The organism is Rhodococcoides kyotonense, from assembly GCF_900188125.1.
Lineage (GTDB): Bacteria > Actinomycetota > Actinomycetes > Mycobacteriales > Mycobacteriaceae > Rhodococcoides > Rhodococcoides kyotonense.
On the sequence record NZ_FZOW01000004.1, the window covers coordinates 384,397 to 401,930 of the forward strand.

General features: G+C 64.4%; 18 protein-coding genes, 1 rRNA gene and 1 riboswitch. Of the genes, 5 read left to right on the forward strand and 14 right to left on the reverse strand.

The genetic code is table 11. The features are described from left to right. Positions 1-4: 4 nt before the first annotated feature. From CHB96_RS09575 to CHB96_RS09610, 8 genes are all read right to left on the reverse strand, one after another. Positions 5-1,141, reverse strand: coding sequence for a Dyp-type peroxidase (locus CHB96_RS09575; RefSeq protein WP_245865394.1), 1,137 nt, complete (start codon positions 1,139-1,141; stop codon positions 5-7). Beyond that, positions 1,134-1,610: a copper chaperone PCu(A)C gene (locus tag CHB96_RS09580; RefSeq protein WP_089245397.1), complete on the reverse strand. Its 477-nt coding sequence runs from the start codon at positions 1,608-1,610 to the stop codon at positions 1,134-1,136. The genes CHB96_RS09575 and CHB96_RS09580 overlap by 8 nt, the downstream gene beginning before the upstream one ends. Then, positions 1,607-2,995, reverse strand: a complete 1,389-nt coding sequence (locus CHB96_RS09585) for a PepSY-associated TM helix domain-containing protein (protein ID WP_245865395.1) — start codon at positions 2,993-2,995, stop codon at positions 1,607-1,609. The genes CHB96_RS09580 and CHB96_RS09585 overlap by 4 nt, the downstream gene beginning before the upstream one ends. A 201-nt stretch (positions 2,996-3,196) precedes the next feature. Next, the gene (locus CHB96_RS09590) at positions 3,197-3,715 is read right to left on the reverse strand and encodes a hypothetical protein (RefSeq protein ID WP_245865397.1); all 519 of its coding nucleotides are present in this window, start codon (positions 3,713-3,715) and stop codon (positions 3,197-3,199) included. 34 nt (positions 3,716-3,749) lie between these two features. Next, complete coding sequence (locus CHB96_RS09595; protein ID WP_089245401.1) at positions 3,750-5,816, reverse strand: FUSC family protein; 2,067 nt, start codon at positions 5,814-5,816, stop codon at positions 3,750-3,752. Between the two features lie 45 nt (positions 5,817-5,861). Continuing rightward, positions 5,862-7,145: a GAF domain-containing protein gene (locus CHB96_RS09600; protein ID WP_089245403.1), complete on the reverse strand. Its 1,284-nt coding sequence runs from the start codon at positions 7,143-7,145 to the stop codon at positions 5,862-5,864. Between the two features lie 46 nt (positions 7,146-7,191). Then, on the reverse strand, positions 7,192-7,959 hold the full coding sequence (locus CHB96_RS09605; protein ID WP_089245405.1) for an acetoin reductase: 768 nt from the start codon (positions 7,957-7,959) through the stop codon (positions 7,192-7,194). After that, positions 7,956-9,011, reverse strand: coding sequence for a 2,3-butanediol dehydrogenase (locus CHB96_RS09610; protein ID WP_089245407.1), 1,056 nt, complete (start codon positions 9,009-9,011; stop codon positions 7,956-7,958). The genes CHB96_RS09605 and CHB96_RS09610 overlap by 4 nt, the downstream gene beginning before the upstream one ends. 125 nt (positions 9,012-9,136) lie before the next feature. Then, a riboswitch (TPP riboswitch) is annotated at positions 9,137-9,236 on the forward strand. Between CHB96_RS09610 and tenA the strand changes: the two genes are divergently transcribed. The 4 genes from tenA to CHB96_RS09630 all read left to right on the forward strand — a co-directional run bounded on the left by tenA (position 9,230) and on the right by CHB96_RS09630 (position 12,525). Next, entirely contained in the window at positions 9,230-9,955 is a 726-nt protein-coding gene (gene tenA, locus CHB96_RS09615; RefSeq protein WP_089245529.1) for a thiaminase II, read from the forward strand. Its footprint overlaps the riboswitch before it by 7 nt. Next, positions 9,952-10,956: an ABC transporter substrate-binding protein gene (locus tag CHB96_RS09620; protein WP_089245409.1), complete on the forward strand. Its 1,005-nt coding sequence runs from the start codon at positions 9,952-9,954 to the stop codon at positions 10,954-10,956. The genes tenA and CHB96_RS09620 overlap by 4 nt, the downstream gene beginning before the upstream one ends. Further along, positions 10,934-11,809 carry an ABC transporter permease gene (locus CHB96_RS09625; protein WP_176444220.1) on the forward strand — a complete coding sequence of 292 codons (876 nt, stop codon included), beginning with the start codon at positions 10,934-10,936 and terminating at the stop codon, positions 11,807-11,809. The genes CHB96_RS09620 and CHB96_RS09625 overlap by 23 nt, the downstream gene beginning before the upstream one ends. Continuing rightward, on the forward strand, positions 11,806-12,525 hold the full coding sequence (locus tag CHB96_RS09630) for an ABC transporter ATP-binding protein (protein WP_089245533.1): 720 nt from the start codon (positions 11,806-11,808) through the stop codon (positions 12,523-12,525). The genes CHB96_RS09625 and CHB96_RS09630 overlap by 4 nt, the downstream gene beginning before the upstream one ends. On the opposite strand, the gene CHB96_RS09635 is transcribed toward CHB96_RS09630, so the two are convergent. Next, positions 12,526-13,764: an LCP family protein gene (locus CHB96_RS09635; protein WP_089245411.1), complete on the reverse strand. Its 1,239-nt coding sequence runs from the start codon at positions 13,762-13,764 to the stop codon at positions 12,526-12,528. Positions 13,765-13,773: 9 nt separating this feature from the next. After that, positions 13,774-14,427 carry an FMN-dependent NADH-azoreductase gene (locus CHB96_RS09640; RefSeq protein WP_089245413.1) on the reverse strand — a complete coding sequence of 218 codons (654 nt, stop codon included), beginning with the start codon at positions 14,425-14,427 and terminating at the stop codon, positions 13,774-13,776. 60 nt (positions 14,428-14,487) lie between these two features. Between CHB96_RS09640 and CHB96_RS09645 the strand changes: the two genes are divergently transcribed. Continuing rightward, positions 14,488-14,859, forward strand: a complete 372-nt coding sequence (locus tag CHB96_RS09645; protein WP_089245415.1) for a helix-turn-helix domain-containing protein — start codon at positions 14,488-14,490, stop codon at positions 14,857-14,859. A 6-nt stretch (positions 14,860-14,865) separates the two neighbouring features. Here the strand turns inward: CHB96_RS09645 and CHB96_RS09650 are convergent, their stop codons facing one another. The 4 genes from CHB96_RS09650 to rrf all read right to left on the reverse strand — a co-directional run. Further along, positions 14,866-15,186, reverse strand: coding sequence for a homoserine dehydrogenase (locus CHB96_RS09650; protein WP_089245535.1), 321 nt, complete (start codon positions 15,184-15,186; stop codon positions 14,866-14,868). A 222-nt stretch (positions 15,187-15,408) separates the two neighbouring features. Then, entirely contained in the window at positions 15,409-16,179 is a 771-nt protein-coding gene (locus CHB96_RS09655) for a hypothetical protein (protein WP_089245417.1), read from the reverse strand. A gap of 143 nt (positions 16,180-16,322) precedes the next feature. Continuing rightward, positions 16,323-16,505: a hypothetical protein gene (locus CHB96_RS09660; RefSeq protein ID WP_141136466.1), complete on the reverse strand. Its 183-nt coding sequence runs from the start codon at positions 16,503-16,505 to the stop codon at positions 16,323-16,325. A gap of 937 nt (positions 16,506-17,442) precedes the next feature. Beyond that, positions 17,443-17,534: ribosomal RNA gene (rrf, locus tag CHB96_RS09665) — 5S ribosomal RNA — on the reverse strand; the annotation flags it as partial.

Genomic DNA, 17,534 nt, shown 5'->3' on the forward strand with positions numbered 1-17,534 from the left:
TGCGCTACAACATCCCCTCCCCCAGGTAGCCGCCCTCCGCCACACCGGGAGGAACAGTGAACACCGCCGACCCGATCGGCGTCGTCCACTCGTTCAACGCGTCGTGCTCGTCGAGACGGCGCTGCACCGGCAGGAACTGCTGCTCGATATCGCGTTGGTACGCAGCGAAGATCAACCCCGAGCTACTCGGTGGATCGTCGTAGTTGTATGCCCGCCGGAAGAACCGTTCACCGTCGCGGCGGTGACGCGCCCGAGCGATGTGCGACGCGGGCGAGATCACGGGAATTCCGAACTTGTCGGTCGCCTCGAAATCCGCTGTGTCGTGCTCCGATTCACCGGTCAGCGGGGCACCCGTGTCGAGACGCCTCCCGACGGCGAACTCCCGGCCTCCCCGGTCGAGTTCGTCCCACGCGTCCATCTCGACGGCGATCCTGCGCAGCACGAGCGTCGTACCACCCGAATCGTCCCAGACAAGTGTGTCGAAATCCGTTGTCGGAGCGAGGTTCTCCGTTCCGTCGATCTGCCCCATCAGGTTACGCATCGTCGTCCCGGACACCTGCGATCCTCGCGCCGGTCGGAATCCACGTTGCACCCACCTGGTCGACGCCATCGACCGCACGTTCTTGGTCAACACCCGCACCGCATGCGCAACGGGCACCGGGTCGTCGGCGCAGATCTGCAGAAGGAGATCGCCGTCACTCCAACGAGATTCGAGCCGATCGATCCCGAATGCCGGCAGTGGGCCCACCGGCGACTCGACACCGGCTGCTTCGAACGCGCCGGGGCCGAGACCGACCGTGACGGTCAAACGCGATGGCTCCGTTGCAAGTTCGGGCTCCGTATCCGCGAGCGCAGGCAAGCCCTGCGTCAGGCGTCCGGCGTCCGCGGTCCACATCCGCAGTATCGCGATCAGATCATCCCGCCCTCGGCCGTCCAGCAGATCGAAGGCGACGAACATCCCGTGGGCCTGAGGGGAAGTCGCGATCCCCGCCTGATGTTTCCCGTGAAACGGCACGACATCACCTCCGAACGCGACTTCGTCTGGCTCCCTTGCCATTCCGTACGTCAACCCCGCCGCGCCGAGTGCGGCGACGCCCCCTCCGAGGAGGTGTCGCCGACTCAGCCGTGCATGCTCAGCCACCGTAGTTTTCCTGCGCGCCCGCGAAGTCACGGACCTGCGCGGTGAACGTCGACGTCGAACCGTCTTCGAACGTGAGCGTGATGTCGGTGTCGACGCCGGGAGTCAGAGGTGACGTCACATCCATCAACATCAGGTGGTCACCGCCGGCCTGCAGCACTTTCGTATCGCTCCCGGCCACGGCGAATCCCCCTTCCTTCGGCTTCATCACCATGGAACCATCTGCGCTGGAGACGACTTCGTGCAGTTCCATCATCGACGAACTGTCGGTCGATGCGGCGACCACCCGAACCTGATCGTCACCGGTGTTCTGGATTTCCGCGAAGGCCGATGTCATTCCGCTGTCGGCCGCCTTGATCCACGCCTCGCGCACGGTGACGGAATCGGCCTCTGTTCCAGGTTCTTCCGTCGCACATCCCGACGCGAGAAGTGCTACGGCCACTGCCGCGAAAAGTGTTCTGTAGAGGTTCATTTCGACTCCGTAGTCCGTTGTCCACGCCGAAGACCGACAGCGGCGTCGACGAGAAGGAAAGCGAGCAAGCTGATTCCGAGAAGCGGCACGTACCACCCGAGCACGATGCTGCCGACGACGATCGTCGCCACCTGCCACACCGGCCGCGTCCTGACGGCACCCCGCGCCGGCAGATGGGCCGTCGGCCTACGCTTCCACCACATCACATAACCGCGTACGACGACGGTCACCAGTGCCACAGCGAGCAGCGCCAGCGCGATCTGGTTGGCGACACCGAACAGAATGCCCATGTGCAGAGCGATGCCCCACGCGGCCAGTTTCGCCGCAATGGGCCAGTCGGAGAACGCATTCACGTCGACGACGGCATCGGTCGCACCGTCGACGGCCACCGAACTGGTCGAGAACACGAACGGCTGACGCGTCTGCGCGACGACGAACGCCGTGTCCGAATCCGAGGGAACGGAGACCTCGACCTTGCCGTCGATCCCCTGAGATCGTGCCGTGCCGAGAACGGAGTCGAGTCGCCCCACGTTGGTGTCGAGAACGTCGGAAGCAGCGGGCATCATCGACGACATGTCATGTCCCGCATGGTCACCGCCTGCGGTGCTGCCGCTTCCGCTGAGCGACGTGGCGGTCGCAGGCGTCGTCCAACTCAACGCGGATCGCAGCTCGGAGATGTTCTCACCCGCGTACTTCGACCACGTCAAGCCCGTCGCGGACAGGAAGACCAGGCCCACCGCGATCCAGAGGCCGACGGCTCCGTGCCAGTTGCGCGTCCGGGCGCGGCCCGTCACGGAACGGTCGACGGTCAGCAATCTGCCGCCACGGCGATGGCGTCGTACCCACAGCACGACACCTCCGAGCGCGACGATCCACATCCACGACGCGGCGAGTTCGCTGTAGATTCGGCCGGGTTCACCCAGGTGGAGGTGACGATGCAGCTCGCTGATCCAGGTGCGAAGCGGTAGCGCGTTGCTGCTGCCGTACACGACGGATTCGCCGACGGACTCGCCTGTCACCGGGTCGACGAAGATCGCGAGACGCTTCGATTCGCCCAGCGACGGATCGGTGAACATGACTCGGCTGGTTTCGCCGGGTTCCGACGCCGGCCGCACCGCGGCGACCGTCAGATCCGGTCGTTCCTGTTGCGCGACACGCACTTGCGACGCGACGGACTGGGTCGGCCCCGTCGAATCGGTCGTCAAAAGATCCCGGTAGACGACGGCTTCGGCCGTCGGCGCGAGTGCGTAGAGCCCACCGCTGATCGCGGCGACCAGAATGAACGGGGCGATGAGGATTCCTGCGTAGAAGTGCAGTCTCATCACCAGAGACGGCGCAGGTGGGGATGGGTCGTGCGTATGTTGTTCGGCCACGACTGTGGACATGGGTGTGCTCGATTCGTCTCGTCGACGCAACGTCGACAGGTGGATGTGGAGCGGAAGGCTCCAGCGCACAGGAACCCGCACGTGAACCCCCACGAACGGGGGACATCGGGACCTGGGGACTCAGCCCCACCCCCGCGCACACGCATATGTGTGCGCGGGGGTGGGGGAAAGCGAAGCGCTGAAGCTCCGTGAAGACTCGAATCAAGCAGCGACGGGAGGGCCGCGCGTTCCGACGCCGGAGGACACCGGCAACCGGAGTACGACGTCGGGGCGGTATTCGGTGCGTTCGCGAGGCCGCGCATCCTCGACGGGGAGGACGAGACACAGCACCGGAACGATCCGGCGCAGAATGGACACAGCGCGCCCGTAACCGAGAAGTGCTGCGTGAATCAGCAACGCACACACCACAGTTGCGACGGCGTGCGCAGTGAGCATCGACGGCGTGATCGACGTCCCATGATGGTGTTCGCTCGCGATCGTCAGAACCGTGTGGCCGGACACCTGCCCGAGTGCGAGGACAGCGACCATCGACAAGCGCCCACCCAGCATGGCAACGGCACCGCCGAGCGCAGCACTGACGACCACGAGCAAGACGAGCGCGGATTCCGACGGCATCATCGCACCGCCTCCGACGCCGTGGGCGGCGATGCTCAGCGTCCCGGAGGCAGCACCGACGAATGCGCCGCGGATACGCGCGCGTGCGTCGGGCCGGTGTGCCATGCGGAACACCATACAGACGGCCGCGCCGAGGTGCTCACGCCCGCGTGAACACCTCGCCCATCGTCCGGTTGAGCGTGCTCAGGGACCGGACTGCGCTGCGCACCGACCCGGGCGTCGTCGTCGACGCGAGCATGACGTCCAATGCCGACGTTTCGGTGAGCTTCTCCGGCGGCTCGACGTGCTCGCCGGACAACGCGCGTTTGACGTCGTCGATCATCGTCTTGGTGACATCGGCTGCGTCGCGGAGCGCAGTGGCGGTCGCGTCGGACGGGCCGCTGGTCTTCTCTGCTCGTGACGCGCCAACCCCGGCGCGGGCGAGGGCATGCCCGGATCTGTTACTGACGGTCATGATCCGCAGCAGCCGTTTCGCGCCGTGCCGCGTCCGCGTCGTCGGACCCATTTCGAGTGGCTTACCCGCTGCGACAAGGTCTTTGAGTGCGTTGTCGAGCTTGCGCATGTCCGCGACCAGATCGGTGTCCCTACCCGGCTCGACGACGGATCCAATGGCGGTGTCGACGATCGCCGACATCTGATCGAGGTAGTCGTCGATCTTCTCGGTCATCGTCGAACGAGTACCGGTCGAGAAGATGAAGTAGGCAGACGCGATCCCCACCAGCCCTCCGGCCGCGGTTTCGTAGATGCGGAGTTCCAGCACGTCGACGCTGAACGTCCCCAGGAGGCCGTACAGCATCGCGAGCATGACGGTGATGAAGAACGACAGCAACGCATACGCGACCGTGACGAGGTAGAACGCGAAGAACACGCACACGACCAGCAACACCACCTGAAGCGGCTGGTTGTGCCCGACCATGGCCGACAACACAACTCCCGCAAGGACTCCCGCGATCGTCCCGACGACGCGATGTCCGGCCCGCGTCAGGATCTCGCCGCGCGTCGACGCACCGGTGAACACGAGGAATGCCGTCAGAACCGCCCAGTACCAGCGATCCGGCGAGATCAGTTCACCGAGAACCGTTGCGGCACTGGTCGCGACGGCGACTTGGATCGCTGCTTTGGTACTCGGGTTCAGGCCCGTGGTCTCGTCGTCGACCTTGTCGTCGTCCTCCGATGGCTCCGATTCACTACGGAGTGCATTGTTCGTGATGTGGTGAATTGCGATGTGCGCCTGCACCGCACGCATCGCCACTGCGGTGGCGATGCCGGCCTGAGTCGACGGGTCGGCCTTGTCCGCAGCCGACGCGGCAAGCCGTCGGGCAGCCCGCAGTTGGTCCTCGGGTGGATTGTTCAGCAGGCACGACCCAAGGGCGGTGGTGGCCTGGCCGAGCTGTTTCGGCCACGGTTTGCCCGGATCGAGCGCCCACAGCGCGCTGACGAGCTGTTCGGTGGCGATCTGAGCGTCGAAGATGCGCAACGACAGGTCGGCGTTGGTGACGCTGAGCAGCTGCGCGGCGTCGTTGCGGTCGAGCCAGTCGTCGATCATCAGCGCTGTACTGCCCAGCCGGTCGAGCTTCTTGCGCAGCAGGTCGATGTTGCGGTCACCCCTGTTCGACGCGACGTCGAGCACATCGATGCACGACGCCCGCAGCGCACGAACGAGACGCTGCAATTCGAGCCGGGGACGGTCCGGCAGGATCACCGTGCGCACGACGAGCGACACCGCGACGCCGACGACGATCGACGCGGCCAGCATCGGCACCTGCCCGGGCGTCGCGCGCAGGAACAGCGCGAAGAAGTAGCAGATGAACGCGACCATGCCGAGGGCAGTGCCGCGTGGCCCGTACCGGCGCACCCACACCGCCGCGAACAGCACGACGATGAATCCGACGTCGGCGATCTTGCCGAACTGCGACAGCACAGCCGACAGGGTCACCGCCCCGATGGCCGGAAACACCAGGAACAAGGTCGTGACGATGCGGCTGCGTTGGTCCTTGTCCTTGACCGCCGCCGATGACTGCATCGCGACGACCGTTCCGATCATCGCGACTGTGATCGGCTGCCCGAGTGCCGCCGAGCTGGGCAGAAGCACGAGCATCGCCAGGACGACGGTGACGGTCGTCGCCGTCGCGGATCGCAGCCGCAACCGGCCAGGATCGGAGATCGCAAGGAATCGCGCTGTCTCTCCGATGATCCGCGGTTGCATTCTTGCAACCCTATGCGGCGAGTGCGGCTCCACCACCCGGATGCGTCAGCGCATGTCTCGTCGGGCCCGTACCCCGGGTGCCGTGGAGTGCGGCAGCAGCCGGCTCATGTCGTCGGGAAGAAGCAGTTCGACGGCCGCGGATTCGTCGAATCGATAGGGCTGCGTCACCAGTATCCCGGACAGATGCTTACGCAGACGCGACATCTCGGCACGGACGGTGATGGCTCTACCGTCGTCGCCGAACAGATCGGCGGCCATCTGCGATGCGGTTCGTCCGTCCCGTGCGGTTGCGAGAAGGTACAGAATCTCGGCGTGACGCGGCGTCGGCTCGTGCGTCCATTCGCCTGCGTCGCTACGGATCCGTACGCGTGTCTGCCCGGGATGCCGGAGGTCGATGCTGACCGCCGTTGCATCTCCGGTGTCTTCCGCGGTCGGGCGCACGAGCCACCCTCCCGGGAGCGGCTCGAAATCGCATACACCGAGCTGGGGCATCCAGAACCGACCGGCACCGACACCGTCCGGCAGCAGGATTCGATTACGCAGCGCGACGGACTCGACCGCCGCGACCCACCCGTTGGAGTCGACGGCCAATGCAGGCGAATGCAACCTCGCGAGCATGGGTGCCGCCACCGATCGGAGTCGATCGAGATTCTGCCGATGATGTTCTCTCAGTTGCGATTCCGCCAACCGGGCGATGGCGTCGACCAGAGCGAGCGTCGTCGGATGCACGGTGTTCGCGGGTCCACTGACGTCGACCGCCCCGATGACGTGCCCGGTCCGCGGATCCTTGATCGGAGCTCCGGCGCATGTCCACGGATGATGGCTTCGCACATAGTGTTCCGCGGAGAAGATCTGCACGGCGCGACGCGAGACGAGCGCGGTACCGATCGCGTTGGTTCCGACGGAATCCTCGGCCCAGCTGGCACCTTCGACGAATCCGAGGCCGTCGGCGCGATCGAGCACCGACGTCGAACCACTGCGCCACAGCACCCGGCCGTGCCGGTCCGCGACGACGAGGATGTTGTCCCCGTCCTGTACGACCGATTCGAGCCCGCGCGCCAGGTCGTCGAGTACGTCGAACAACCCCGATTCCCGACGGCTCAGCTCCAGATCCGAGACATCGATCTGCGGGGCCGCGATGCTCGCTTTCTCGGGATCGATCCCGAGCGTCTGCAGTCGTCGCCAGGAATCGCCGATGACGTCGCGAGGACGCGCGGGCGACTTGCCGCCCGTCATCGTCGCGTCGTACACGGCAGTGAGAATCTGCGCATAGCGGCGCGGATCCTCACCGGCCGCCAGCGCAGGTTCGGGGCCTGTCGACTGTGTCATCACCGGCAATTGTGCTCCAGCTCACAAGTCGATGTAAAGGTGGGGGTCATCGATAGACGAGGCCACCGTCGATGAGCGGCGCCTGCCCGGTCATGTAGTCCGAATCCGGGCCGGCCAGGTACGAGACGAATGCTGCGACGTCATCCGGCGTCTGCGCCCTCCCGAGAGCGATGCCACCGACGAACTTGTCGTACGTCGCGCCTTCCTCGGCACCGGTCAATTCGGCGAATCGCTTGTCGATGGTCACCCACATGTCCGTGCCGACGACGCCGGGGCAGTACGCGTTGACGGTGATTCCGTCCGACGCGTATTCCTTCGCCGCCGCCTGTGTCAGTGCGCGCACGGCGAATTTCGTTGCACTGTAGACGCCGAGCATCGCGAAGCCGTCGTGCCCCGCGATCGACGACGCGTTGACGATCTTGCCCTTCTGCTCCAATGCTCTGAATTTCGCTGCGGCAGCTTGGATTCCCCACAGCACACCGTCGACGTTGACGGCGAAGATGCTCTTGGTGTCGGCCGGGCGAACGTCGTCGAGTGGTGCGACCTGCGCGATCCCCGCGTTGTTGACGATGACGTCGAACCCACCGAGCGTCTCGTGCGCATGGTCGACGGCGGCGAAAACCTGGTCGCGGTCGGTCACGTCGGCGACGAAAGTCGTTGCTCTACGGCCGATGTCGCGAACCTCCTGGGCCACCTTGTCGATCTTGTCCGACGCCACGTCCACGAGCGCGATGTCGTGTCCGTCCTGCGCGAGGCGCAGCGCGATACCGCGCCCGATTCCCTGGCCGGCTCCGGTGACGAGTGCGACTGTCATGAGTTCCCTTCCGATGGAGTTACCAGAACCTTCATCTTGTTACCCGCGTGCAATGCCTCGAAACCGTCCTCGACGACGCCGTCGAGCGTGATCTTGTCCACCCACCCGGTCGTGTCGTACTTGCCTTCCGACATCAGGTCGATGACGGCGTCGTAGTCCGCAGAGGTGTAGCAGAGCGAGCCTTGGATCCGCGATTCGTTCATGACGAGCTTCTGAAGCGGTGTGGTCAAAGGCTTTTCGTAGATCGCGACGCTCACCAACGGTTTCCGAGCGCCGATGCATCCCAGTGCGGTCTCGACGGCAGGCTGCACGCCTGCCGCGTCGTAGACGGCGTCGGCGCCGCGTCCGTCGGTCACGTCGGCGATGTAGTCGGGTACGTCGACGGCCCTCGGATCCAGAGTCTTCGCACCGAGTCTCTCGATCGATGCCCGACGCGTCGGCGACGGTTCGACGACGTAGACGTCCTCGACTCCCTTGCCGCGCAACGCGAACCACAGACCGATACCGATAGGCCCGGCACCGAACACCATCGCCGTGTCCTCGGGCCGTGGATCACCCAGTGTTGCAGCGTGATACGCCACCGACATCGGTTCGACGAGTGCACCGAGTTCGAGCGAGACGTTGTCGGGAAGTCGGTGAATCATGTTCTCGGGCACCACCGTGTACTCGGCCATGCCGCCGTCGGACATCAGACCGTGGAATCCGATCTGCTGACAGATGTTGTAATTGCCTGCGCGACAGGGTCCGCACTGCCCACAGCGATAGAGCGGTTCGATCGCGACACGATCGCCTACTGTCGTGCCCACAACGCCCGAACCGACCTCGGTGACGGTTCCGGAAAATTCGTGGCCGAGAATCAGAGGCAATTCTTGCCCGGTGAGCGGATGCGGCTCGATCGGGATGAAAATGGGCCCGGCGTAGTACTCGTGCAGATCGGTGCCGCAGATGCCGTTGTAGCCGACGCGCACTTTCACCTGACCTTCCCCGGGTGTCGGCTCGGGAACGTCGGCGATCTCCACCTTGTTCGGGCCGTAGTAGACGGCTGCGCGCATCGGATCCTCCTCGATCGGTTCTTCGGTTACGCACATGTCTATGTGACCTGAGGCACACGCGACAGGGTTGCAGCCCGTTGCACTCCGGGAAACGGCAGCTCGGCGCATGGTGCTATGGTCGGCACTGTTCTGACACGGGGTGCGTCCGTACCTAGGGATGCTGAGATCACACCCGTCGAACCTGATGCAGTTAATGCTGACGAAGGGATGTCAAGGCGATGAACACGCCTGTGCAACCGGTGGACTCTGTCCGCCATACGGACCGAATGTGGGACGCGACGGAATCACTCCGCGCGGACATCGACCGCCTCGAGTTTCTCGAACAACTCGGGCACGGCACGCTGCCGCTCGACGCCTTCCGCTTCTACATCGAGCAGGACCGGCTCTACCTGGCCGGATACACCAAAGCTCTGTCACTGCTGGCGTCTCGGGCACCCGATGCGACCACCGCCGCGTTCTGGGCGACATCGGCCGCGAGTGCCGTCGACGAGGCGTCGCTGCACGAGTCGTTGCTGTCGGGGAGCGCTCTGCCGCCGTCCGATGTGCAGGTCGAGCACTCTCCCACGTGCCTCGGGTACACGTCGTACCTGATCGCCACGGCGGCCACCGAGCCGTACCCGGTCGCCGCCGCCGCGATCCTGCCCTGCTTCTGGATCTACGCCGACGTCGCGGTCCGATTGGCGGGCGCTGCACACGATGTGGTGGCACGCGATCCCGAGCACCCGTACGCACGCTGGGTCTCGACGTACGATTCCGAGGAGTTTCGCGAGATCGTCTCGGCAGCAAGAGCACTCGTCGACGAGGCCGCGAACCAGGCAACGGATGCACAGCGCGACGCCATGATCGACGCGTTCGTGGTCGCAACACGATACGAAGCGATGTTCTGGGACACAGCCCTGCATCCGACGCCGTGGCCCCACTCCCGTATGGCGGTGTCGCAATGAGAAAGCTCATGGCACTTGCCGTGTCGACTGTGTCCGTCGTCGGGCTCGCCGCGTGCGCACAATCCGAGAACTCCGACACCATTCGGTTCGCACTCGACTGGACACCGAACACCAACCACACCGGTCTCTACGTTGCACTGCAGGAGGGGTATTTCGCCGACGCGGGTCTCGACGTCGAGGTGTTGCCCTACAACAACTCCTCGCCCGACACTCTCGTCGACTCCGGCAACGCCGAATTCGGAATCAGCACACAGAGTTCGACGACGTTCGCGAAGACAGCCGGAGCGCAGATCGTGTCCGTCCTCGCCCCATTGCAGCACTGGGCGACGGGCATCGGTGTCAAAGCGGATCGCGACGATATTCCGAGCCCGAAAGCGCTGGACGGCAAGGTCTACGCAGGATTCGGAGATACCGGCGAGAAGGCAGGCCTGCGGCAGGTCATCCAGAACGACGGCGGCACGGGTGACTACGAGACCGTCGTACTCGGCACCTCCGCGTACGAGGCCGTGTACTCCGGTACCGCGGACTTCACCGTCTCCTACCTGGCCTGGGAAGGGATCGAGGCCGAGCACAGCGGCACTCCGATGAAGTACTTCGACTACACCGACTACGGATTCCCCGACGCGTACGCGATCACCATCAGCGGCAACGAGAACTGGCTAGAGGACAATCCCGACGACGCGAAGAAGTTCGTGCAGGCGTTGCAGCGCGGGTACCAACTCGCCGCGGACGATCCCGACAAGGCAGCGCAGGACGTCATCGACGCCAACCCCGGCGCGTTCTCGGACGAAAGCCTGGTGTTCGAAAGTCAGCGCATGCTCGCCGACCGCTACATGAAGGATCCGTCGGGCACTGTCGGGACACAGAACCTCGACGAGTGGACCGCGTACTCGAAGTTCTTGTACGACAACGGCGTTCTCGCGGACGAGTCCGGTAATCCACTCCAGTCCGAGCCGGACTGGTCGACGTACTTCACCGATGAGTACCTCGGCGATCAGTAACGCGGCGGCGGGAGCGGAGCCTGCGGAGCGACCTGAGATGAGTCGAGCGCTCGGTACAGCCGACGCGTCGTCGCTTTCGACCCACCGTATCCGAGCAGCCGTACGGTGGGCATTACCGTCCGCGTCGATCGTCGTCGTTCTCGTCGCTGCGTGGCAGATCTACGTCTCGGTCAGCGGAATCCGGCCTCAGGTGCTGCCGTCGCCGTCGCGCATCGTGACGCAGGGATGGGCACACCGCGACGCCATCGCCGAGAACGCCGCGGCCACAGTGCAGGTCACGGTCGTCGGGTTCGCAGTATCGCTCGTCGTCGCATGGATTCTTGCTGTGGCAGTGGACTTCTCGCCATGGTTACGCCGAGCGGTCGTCCCGTTGTTCGTCGTGTCGCAGACGCTGCCGATCATCGCGATCGCACCGCTCCTGATCATCTGGTTCGGGTTCGGGTTACTTCCCAAGATTCTGGTGATCGCCCTGGCGACGTTCTTCCCGATGGCCATCGGGCTGATCGAAGGGTTCGCATCGACCGACCGCGACGCGCGTTCCCTGTTGGCGAGTATGGGCGCGAGCAGGTGGCAGCAATTCCGCTACGTGCGACTGCCGTCGGCGATGCCACGGTTCTTCACGTCGTTGCGCATCGGAGTCACGTATGCCGTGGTCGGTGCAATTTTCGCCGAATATGCCGGAGCGAGCGCAGGACTCGGTATCTACATGAGCCAGCAGAAGAACTCGTTCCGTACCGATCTGGTCCTGGCCGCCGTGTTGGTCACGGCCGTCATCAGCGTCGCACTGTTCCTGCTGACGTACGCCGTCGAACGCGTCGTCGCACCGTGGGCGCAGGAACGGACGTCGTCATGACGCATGTACATCTCTCCGGTCTGACGAAGTCTTTCGGTGATCGCACGGTGCTCGACGGCGTGAATTTCGACGTCGAGCAAGGTGAGTTCGTGTCCGTGATCGGTCCGAGTGGATCCGGAAAGAGCACCATCTTCAACATGATCGCCGGACTGGACACCCCGGATTCCGGCGTCGTGCAGGCGCCCGAGTCCGCGTACATGCCGCAGAAGGACCTGTTGTTTCCGTGGCGGTCGGTGCTCGACAACACCACGCTCGGCCTCGAGGTCCAGGGTGTGGACAAGAAGGAGGCACGACGACGCGCGCAGGAACTCTTCCCGGTCTTCGGCCTCGACGGGTACGAGCGGGCACGCCCTGCCGAGATGTCCGGCGGTATGCGCCAGCGAGCAGCGTTGCTGCGCACCGTCGTTCAGGGCAGGGACGTGTTGCTGTTGGACGAACCCTTCGGCGCCCTCGATTCGTTGACTCGCACTGCGATGCAGGGCTGGCTGCAGAACGTCTGGCTGACCTATCGGTGGACCGTCCTGATGATCACTCACGACATACGTGAGGCCGTGTACCTGTCCGATCGCGTGATCGTGCTGTCCGACAAGCCCACTCGCGTACGACGGCAGGTCGAGGTCCCGCTGGCGCGGCCGCGCGGGCTCGACGTCGTCACGACGCCCGAGTTCGCTCGAATCGAAGCCGATCTGATGGATGTTCTGATCAGCTCGTACTGATCAATCGACGCATGGGATGCCGCCGTCGACGCGCACTCCGTCTGGAATCGCAGCGTCGGGCGACGGGATCTCCTCGGGTAGAACGGTGTCCGCCTGGGCCGGGAGTGGCGCGGGTGCCGGGTCGAGAATCCGTGCCGTCTCGGCCCGCAGCCTGTCGACGTCGACGATGTTGACGTCCTGCCCGTCGACCGTCTCGTAGCCTTCGACCGGGAGCGTGAAGAAGTCGATGTCCCCGTCGACGATGCTTCCCGCTTGCGAAACCAGGGACACCGGATCGAGAGCGTTGTCGACGACGATGTCCTGTTTGGTACCTGCGACGAGTGCACGCAGCTCGCCGAGGTTCCCCAGAATGCCCGACTCCTTCAGTTTCGACATGACCCCTGCGACGAAGGCCTGCTGACGCTTCGTCCGGTCCAGATCCCCGTCGACGAGACCGTGACGCTGGCGCACGAAGGACAAGGCCTGCGACGCGTCGAGCGTCTGGATGCCCGCTGGAAATCTGGCACCCGAATAATCGTCGTCGACGGCGTCGTTGAGACACACCTGAATCGGCCCGACGGCGCTGGCGATGTCGTAGAAGCCGAGGAGGTTCACCTCCGCGAAGTGGTCGATCGGAACGTGCAGCAACTGCTGAACTGCTGTGAGCGTCGAGCGGCGACCTTCTTCCCGCGCCTGCCGCTCCCGTACCGCCTGGTCGGTGACGCCATCCTCCATCAATTGCGCGTCCGCATCGGCCTTCGCCAGCCCGTACGCCTCTTTGATCTTCCGCATTCCGTACCCCGGCACGTCGACGTAATCGTCACGCGGGATCGAGATCGCCTTGGCGCGGCTGCCGTCGCCCGGAAGATGAAGAAGCAGAAGGGTATTGGTGTTGTAGCCGCCGACGTCACTGTCGCCGGCGTGGAGAGCGTCGGTGACGAACGACGCGGGAAGATCGTTGCCGTCCATGTCCTTTCTGCTGTCGAGACCGATGAGGAGGATGTTGGTGTCCTCGCCGTTCTGCGCCGGATCGTTGTCCGGGAGGTCCGCCAACGCATTGGACGTCGTCAGACCCGTCGTCGCCTCCCGGTAGACCGCCCACCCCGCACCGCTGACGATCAACGACGAGACCGCGACCACACCGACCAGTGCGCGACTCGCATGAACCAGCCACCGTCGCGAGTCGGACGTGCGGTGACGGCCCGTCGACGCTCGATGCCGACCGGCCTTTCGTGACTGGTCGGAACCGTCGAGAAGCACCCGACGAGGTTAGCCGAGGCCACGTCCCAGCGTTGCCGCGAGGTCGCCGACGGCCGACCTGGCTGCGTCGAGAGATGCCTCCGCCTGCGGAATCAGTGGGTTCATCGCCGGAACTCGTGACGCAAGGGTGAGATCCGCGAGCACGACGTGTACCTGCATCCCGAGCGCTGTTCCCAGCACTTGCTGCAGCTGCGGGACCGTGTGATCGGCGCCCTCGTCGGGAGTGCCTGGGCCGTACTGGTTTCCACGACTGGACACGACTACGACATTCTTACCTTCGAGTGGACGCGTCGGCGCATCGAACGGAACCGTGATGCCGGGCACGTGGATGTAGTCGATCCATGCCTTCAGCGTCGACGGCACCGACCAGTTGTACATCGGTGCGCCGATCACGACGACGTCGGCCGAGACCACTTCGTCGATCAGTTCCTTCTGCAGCGCTTCGGCCTCAGGAGGAGCCACCTCGTCCGTGGTGCGCAGGTGCGGCGCCCAGTGCAGCGCCGACGTCGGAAGATGCGGAAGAGCGTCCCGATGCAGGTCGCGGTAGATGACCGAATGATCCGGTCCGATCGAGTGCCACACATCGGAGAAATGGGCGGTGACGGCCCGGCTCACCGAATTGTGAAGGTCGGCAGACGAATCGAGATGCAACAACTGCGGCACGGACAGCTCCTAGCTCCGAGGACGGGTTACTAGAGAATAATCCCAGTAGGCTCCCCTGGTATGGACCACCGGTACATCGCGGGCGCGTTGTCCGCCGAGAATTCCCGAGCCGTCGATGCAGTGATCGCCGAACTGGGGAGCCGAACCCCTGAGATCGCAGTCGACGGTGTCACCCTCGATGTCGACGAATCTGCTCGACGCGCCGTCGTCGAGCTCCTTCGACAACTCGCGTCCGGGACTGCCGTGACCATCGGCCCCGTCGGTGAACTGCTGACGACGTCACAGGCAGCCGAAATCCTGGGCGTGTCCGACACCTATGTCCGCAAGCTGGCCGACGCCGGTGACCTTGCGATCGAGATGCGAGGAACGCACCGCAGGTTCAAGCTCGAGGACCTCGTCCGCCACCGAGAGAAGTTCAAGCGCACGGAGTGACGGGCGTCAGCCTGCCTCGCGGCCCAGCAGCTGCGATTGCAGTGTCAGCAAGTCCCGGAATGCCTCGCCCGATGCTCTCCACAACTGTTCGGCATCGATGTAATCGACGCCCAGCAGATTGACGTCGCCCCGATATGCGCCGACATCGACGGACAGTTTCCGCACAATGCCAGATATCTCGCGATCCAGATAGCCGGAGTCCGAACGCTCGAGTTCACGGAACTGCGCTGAGAAGTGGTCTGCCGAGATGCGTCTGTCGACGAACTGCGCTACCAGGATCACGAACCGCGACGCATGCAAGGACGGAGATCGGAACGACTGCTCCACGACACTGGCCTTCCCCGGCCGACGACCCCGCACTTCGCCGCCATCGAATTCGTTCTGTACGAATCTTCAAGCAGGGCTTCACATGTGATGAGACGAGGGGTGCCCGAAGATTCGGCGTCCTGATTCGGAACTTCCCCCACGATAGCCACTGAAAACCGCGACTCCGCCGGTTCTCCGGATTACTGTGACCGTTCACAACAGTTAGTTCGGAATGGCGTCGAGCTAACGAATGGATCCCAGGGGCGCACGGCCGGGGGACTCCAGTTCCCAGAACGTCCAACCGTCGCAGACGACGGCATCACCACTGATGTGCGACGCGACAGCGCTGGCCGCCGCGTCCGGGTCCTCGAAACGACGGCCCTGCATCGGCCCCTGCACTATCTCGAGCCTGTGGCTGGTGCGGTCGAAACGGCCGTTGAGCCGATAGCCGTCGAAGTCGGCTACCACCCGGACCCGTGGGTCGACGACCTCGTCGTCGATCGCAGCCACCTTGACCGGCCGCTTGCGCGCGACGCGCTGCGGAACGCGCGAGGCCGCGTCGTCTGCGCTCGCGAGCAAGCTGGGGTCCGCCGCGTCGTTGACGCCGAGAACAGCCCAGCGGTTCCTGCCATGTTGCACTCGACCGAGACCGATCGCGTGGTGGCCGGTACGAGTCCGAAGCGGTGAATCCTGCATCCACAGGTCGACCTCACCCTTGATGTCGGCGGCCATCTCCGGAGAGGACACCATGAAGAACTCCGGCTCCGGAACCGCAAGGTCGACGAACACCCAGTACGACGACCCGGTGTCGTCGCTCTCCAGCGACTCGTCCTGGCGTCGCGCCTTCCAGTCCCCGGCGGCCTTCGAGCGGACCCTGACGACGCACTCCTTCCCGTCCACACCCCAGACACGGACAGGATTACGCCTCGACGTGGTCAGCCGCTCGGCCTTACCCCCGCGAAGAACGACGGCCCTGATGAATGCCCGGATCCCCTGCTCGGAAATGTCTTCCATGTCGCCACCTCAGCCACCCCGTACAGATGAAGGAGAGGTGTTGCGACGGGTAGCGCGCGCACGACTCGGATGTCGTCCCCAGCCTAGTGCGCCGACGCTCCCCTCAGGAACCTCCAGTTCCTGCCGACGCCTACTCGCGGCGCTTACGAGGTACGCCTCACGACTTGGCCGCGCAGGGACTTCTGCGCCGCACGCCTCGCTGCGGCGAACAGAACGAACCCCTCCGACGGCGGCCGTTCGGACGAGCGCTTACGGAGCTCGAACCGCGCCAGCGACCTGGCAACCCTCAATTCGTGCTCTCTGATGAGATATTCGTACGAGTACATCTGAAACTCCCTGACAGACATGATGATTCGAACCCTAACCAGCTCTCGGAGCCGGGGGTGGACGATGCGCGCAGTCGAAGCGCTAGCGAAAGCGAACGGACACGTTGCTCCACGAGATACGCGGGGCGACAATAGGATTGACATTCTCGATCACAGTCGCACTCCTCTCGTGGGCCGGTCTTCGATCGTTGTACACCCATCATGCGTCAACGGGATCCGAGGATCCACTGATTTAATTTCGGCGGCTCGATGCGTTCCGCACCCCCGATCGCTTGAATGGTCCTTTCATACGATCTGATGGTGTGGACGGCACTTTCACGCGGTCGCGCCGCGGGGCCCTGATCGCTTGAATGGTCCTTTCATACGATCTGTCAGCGTGGACGGCACTTTCACGCGGTCGCGCCGCGGGGCCCTGATCGCTTGAATGGTTCTTTCATACGATCTGTCAGCGTGAAGGGCACTTTCAAGCGGTCGGCCCGCGGGGCCCTGATCGCTTGAATGGTTCTTTCATACGATCTGTCAGCGTGGAGGGCACTTTCAAGCGGTCGCGGTGGATGCCGGCATCGCCGCCGACCGTGCCGGTGTCGCCGACGGTGCGGATGCGGTTCGGTTGCCGACCGGGATCGCTTGAATGGTCCTTTCATACGATCTGATGGCGTGGACGGGCCATCCAAGCGGTCACGCCGCGGGGCCCTGATCGCGTGGATGGTTCTTTCATACGATCTGTCAGCGTGGAGGGCACTTTCATGCGGTCGCGCCGTCGGCCCGGTCCGGGTGACGTCGTACCTGGATCGCGTGGATGGTTCTTTCATACGATCTGATGGTGTGGACGGCACATTCAAGCGGTCGCGGGTTCCGGGGTGTGGGTGTGGTCTGGGATGCCGTGGAATGCAGAACACCCCCGAACCGTGGGGTTCGGGGGTGTTCTGGAATGTGTGTTCGGCGGTGTCCTACTCTCCCACACCCTGTCGGGTGCAGTACCATCGGCGCTGGAGGGCTTAGCTTCCGGGTTCGGAATGGGACCGGGCG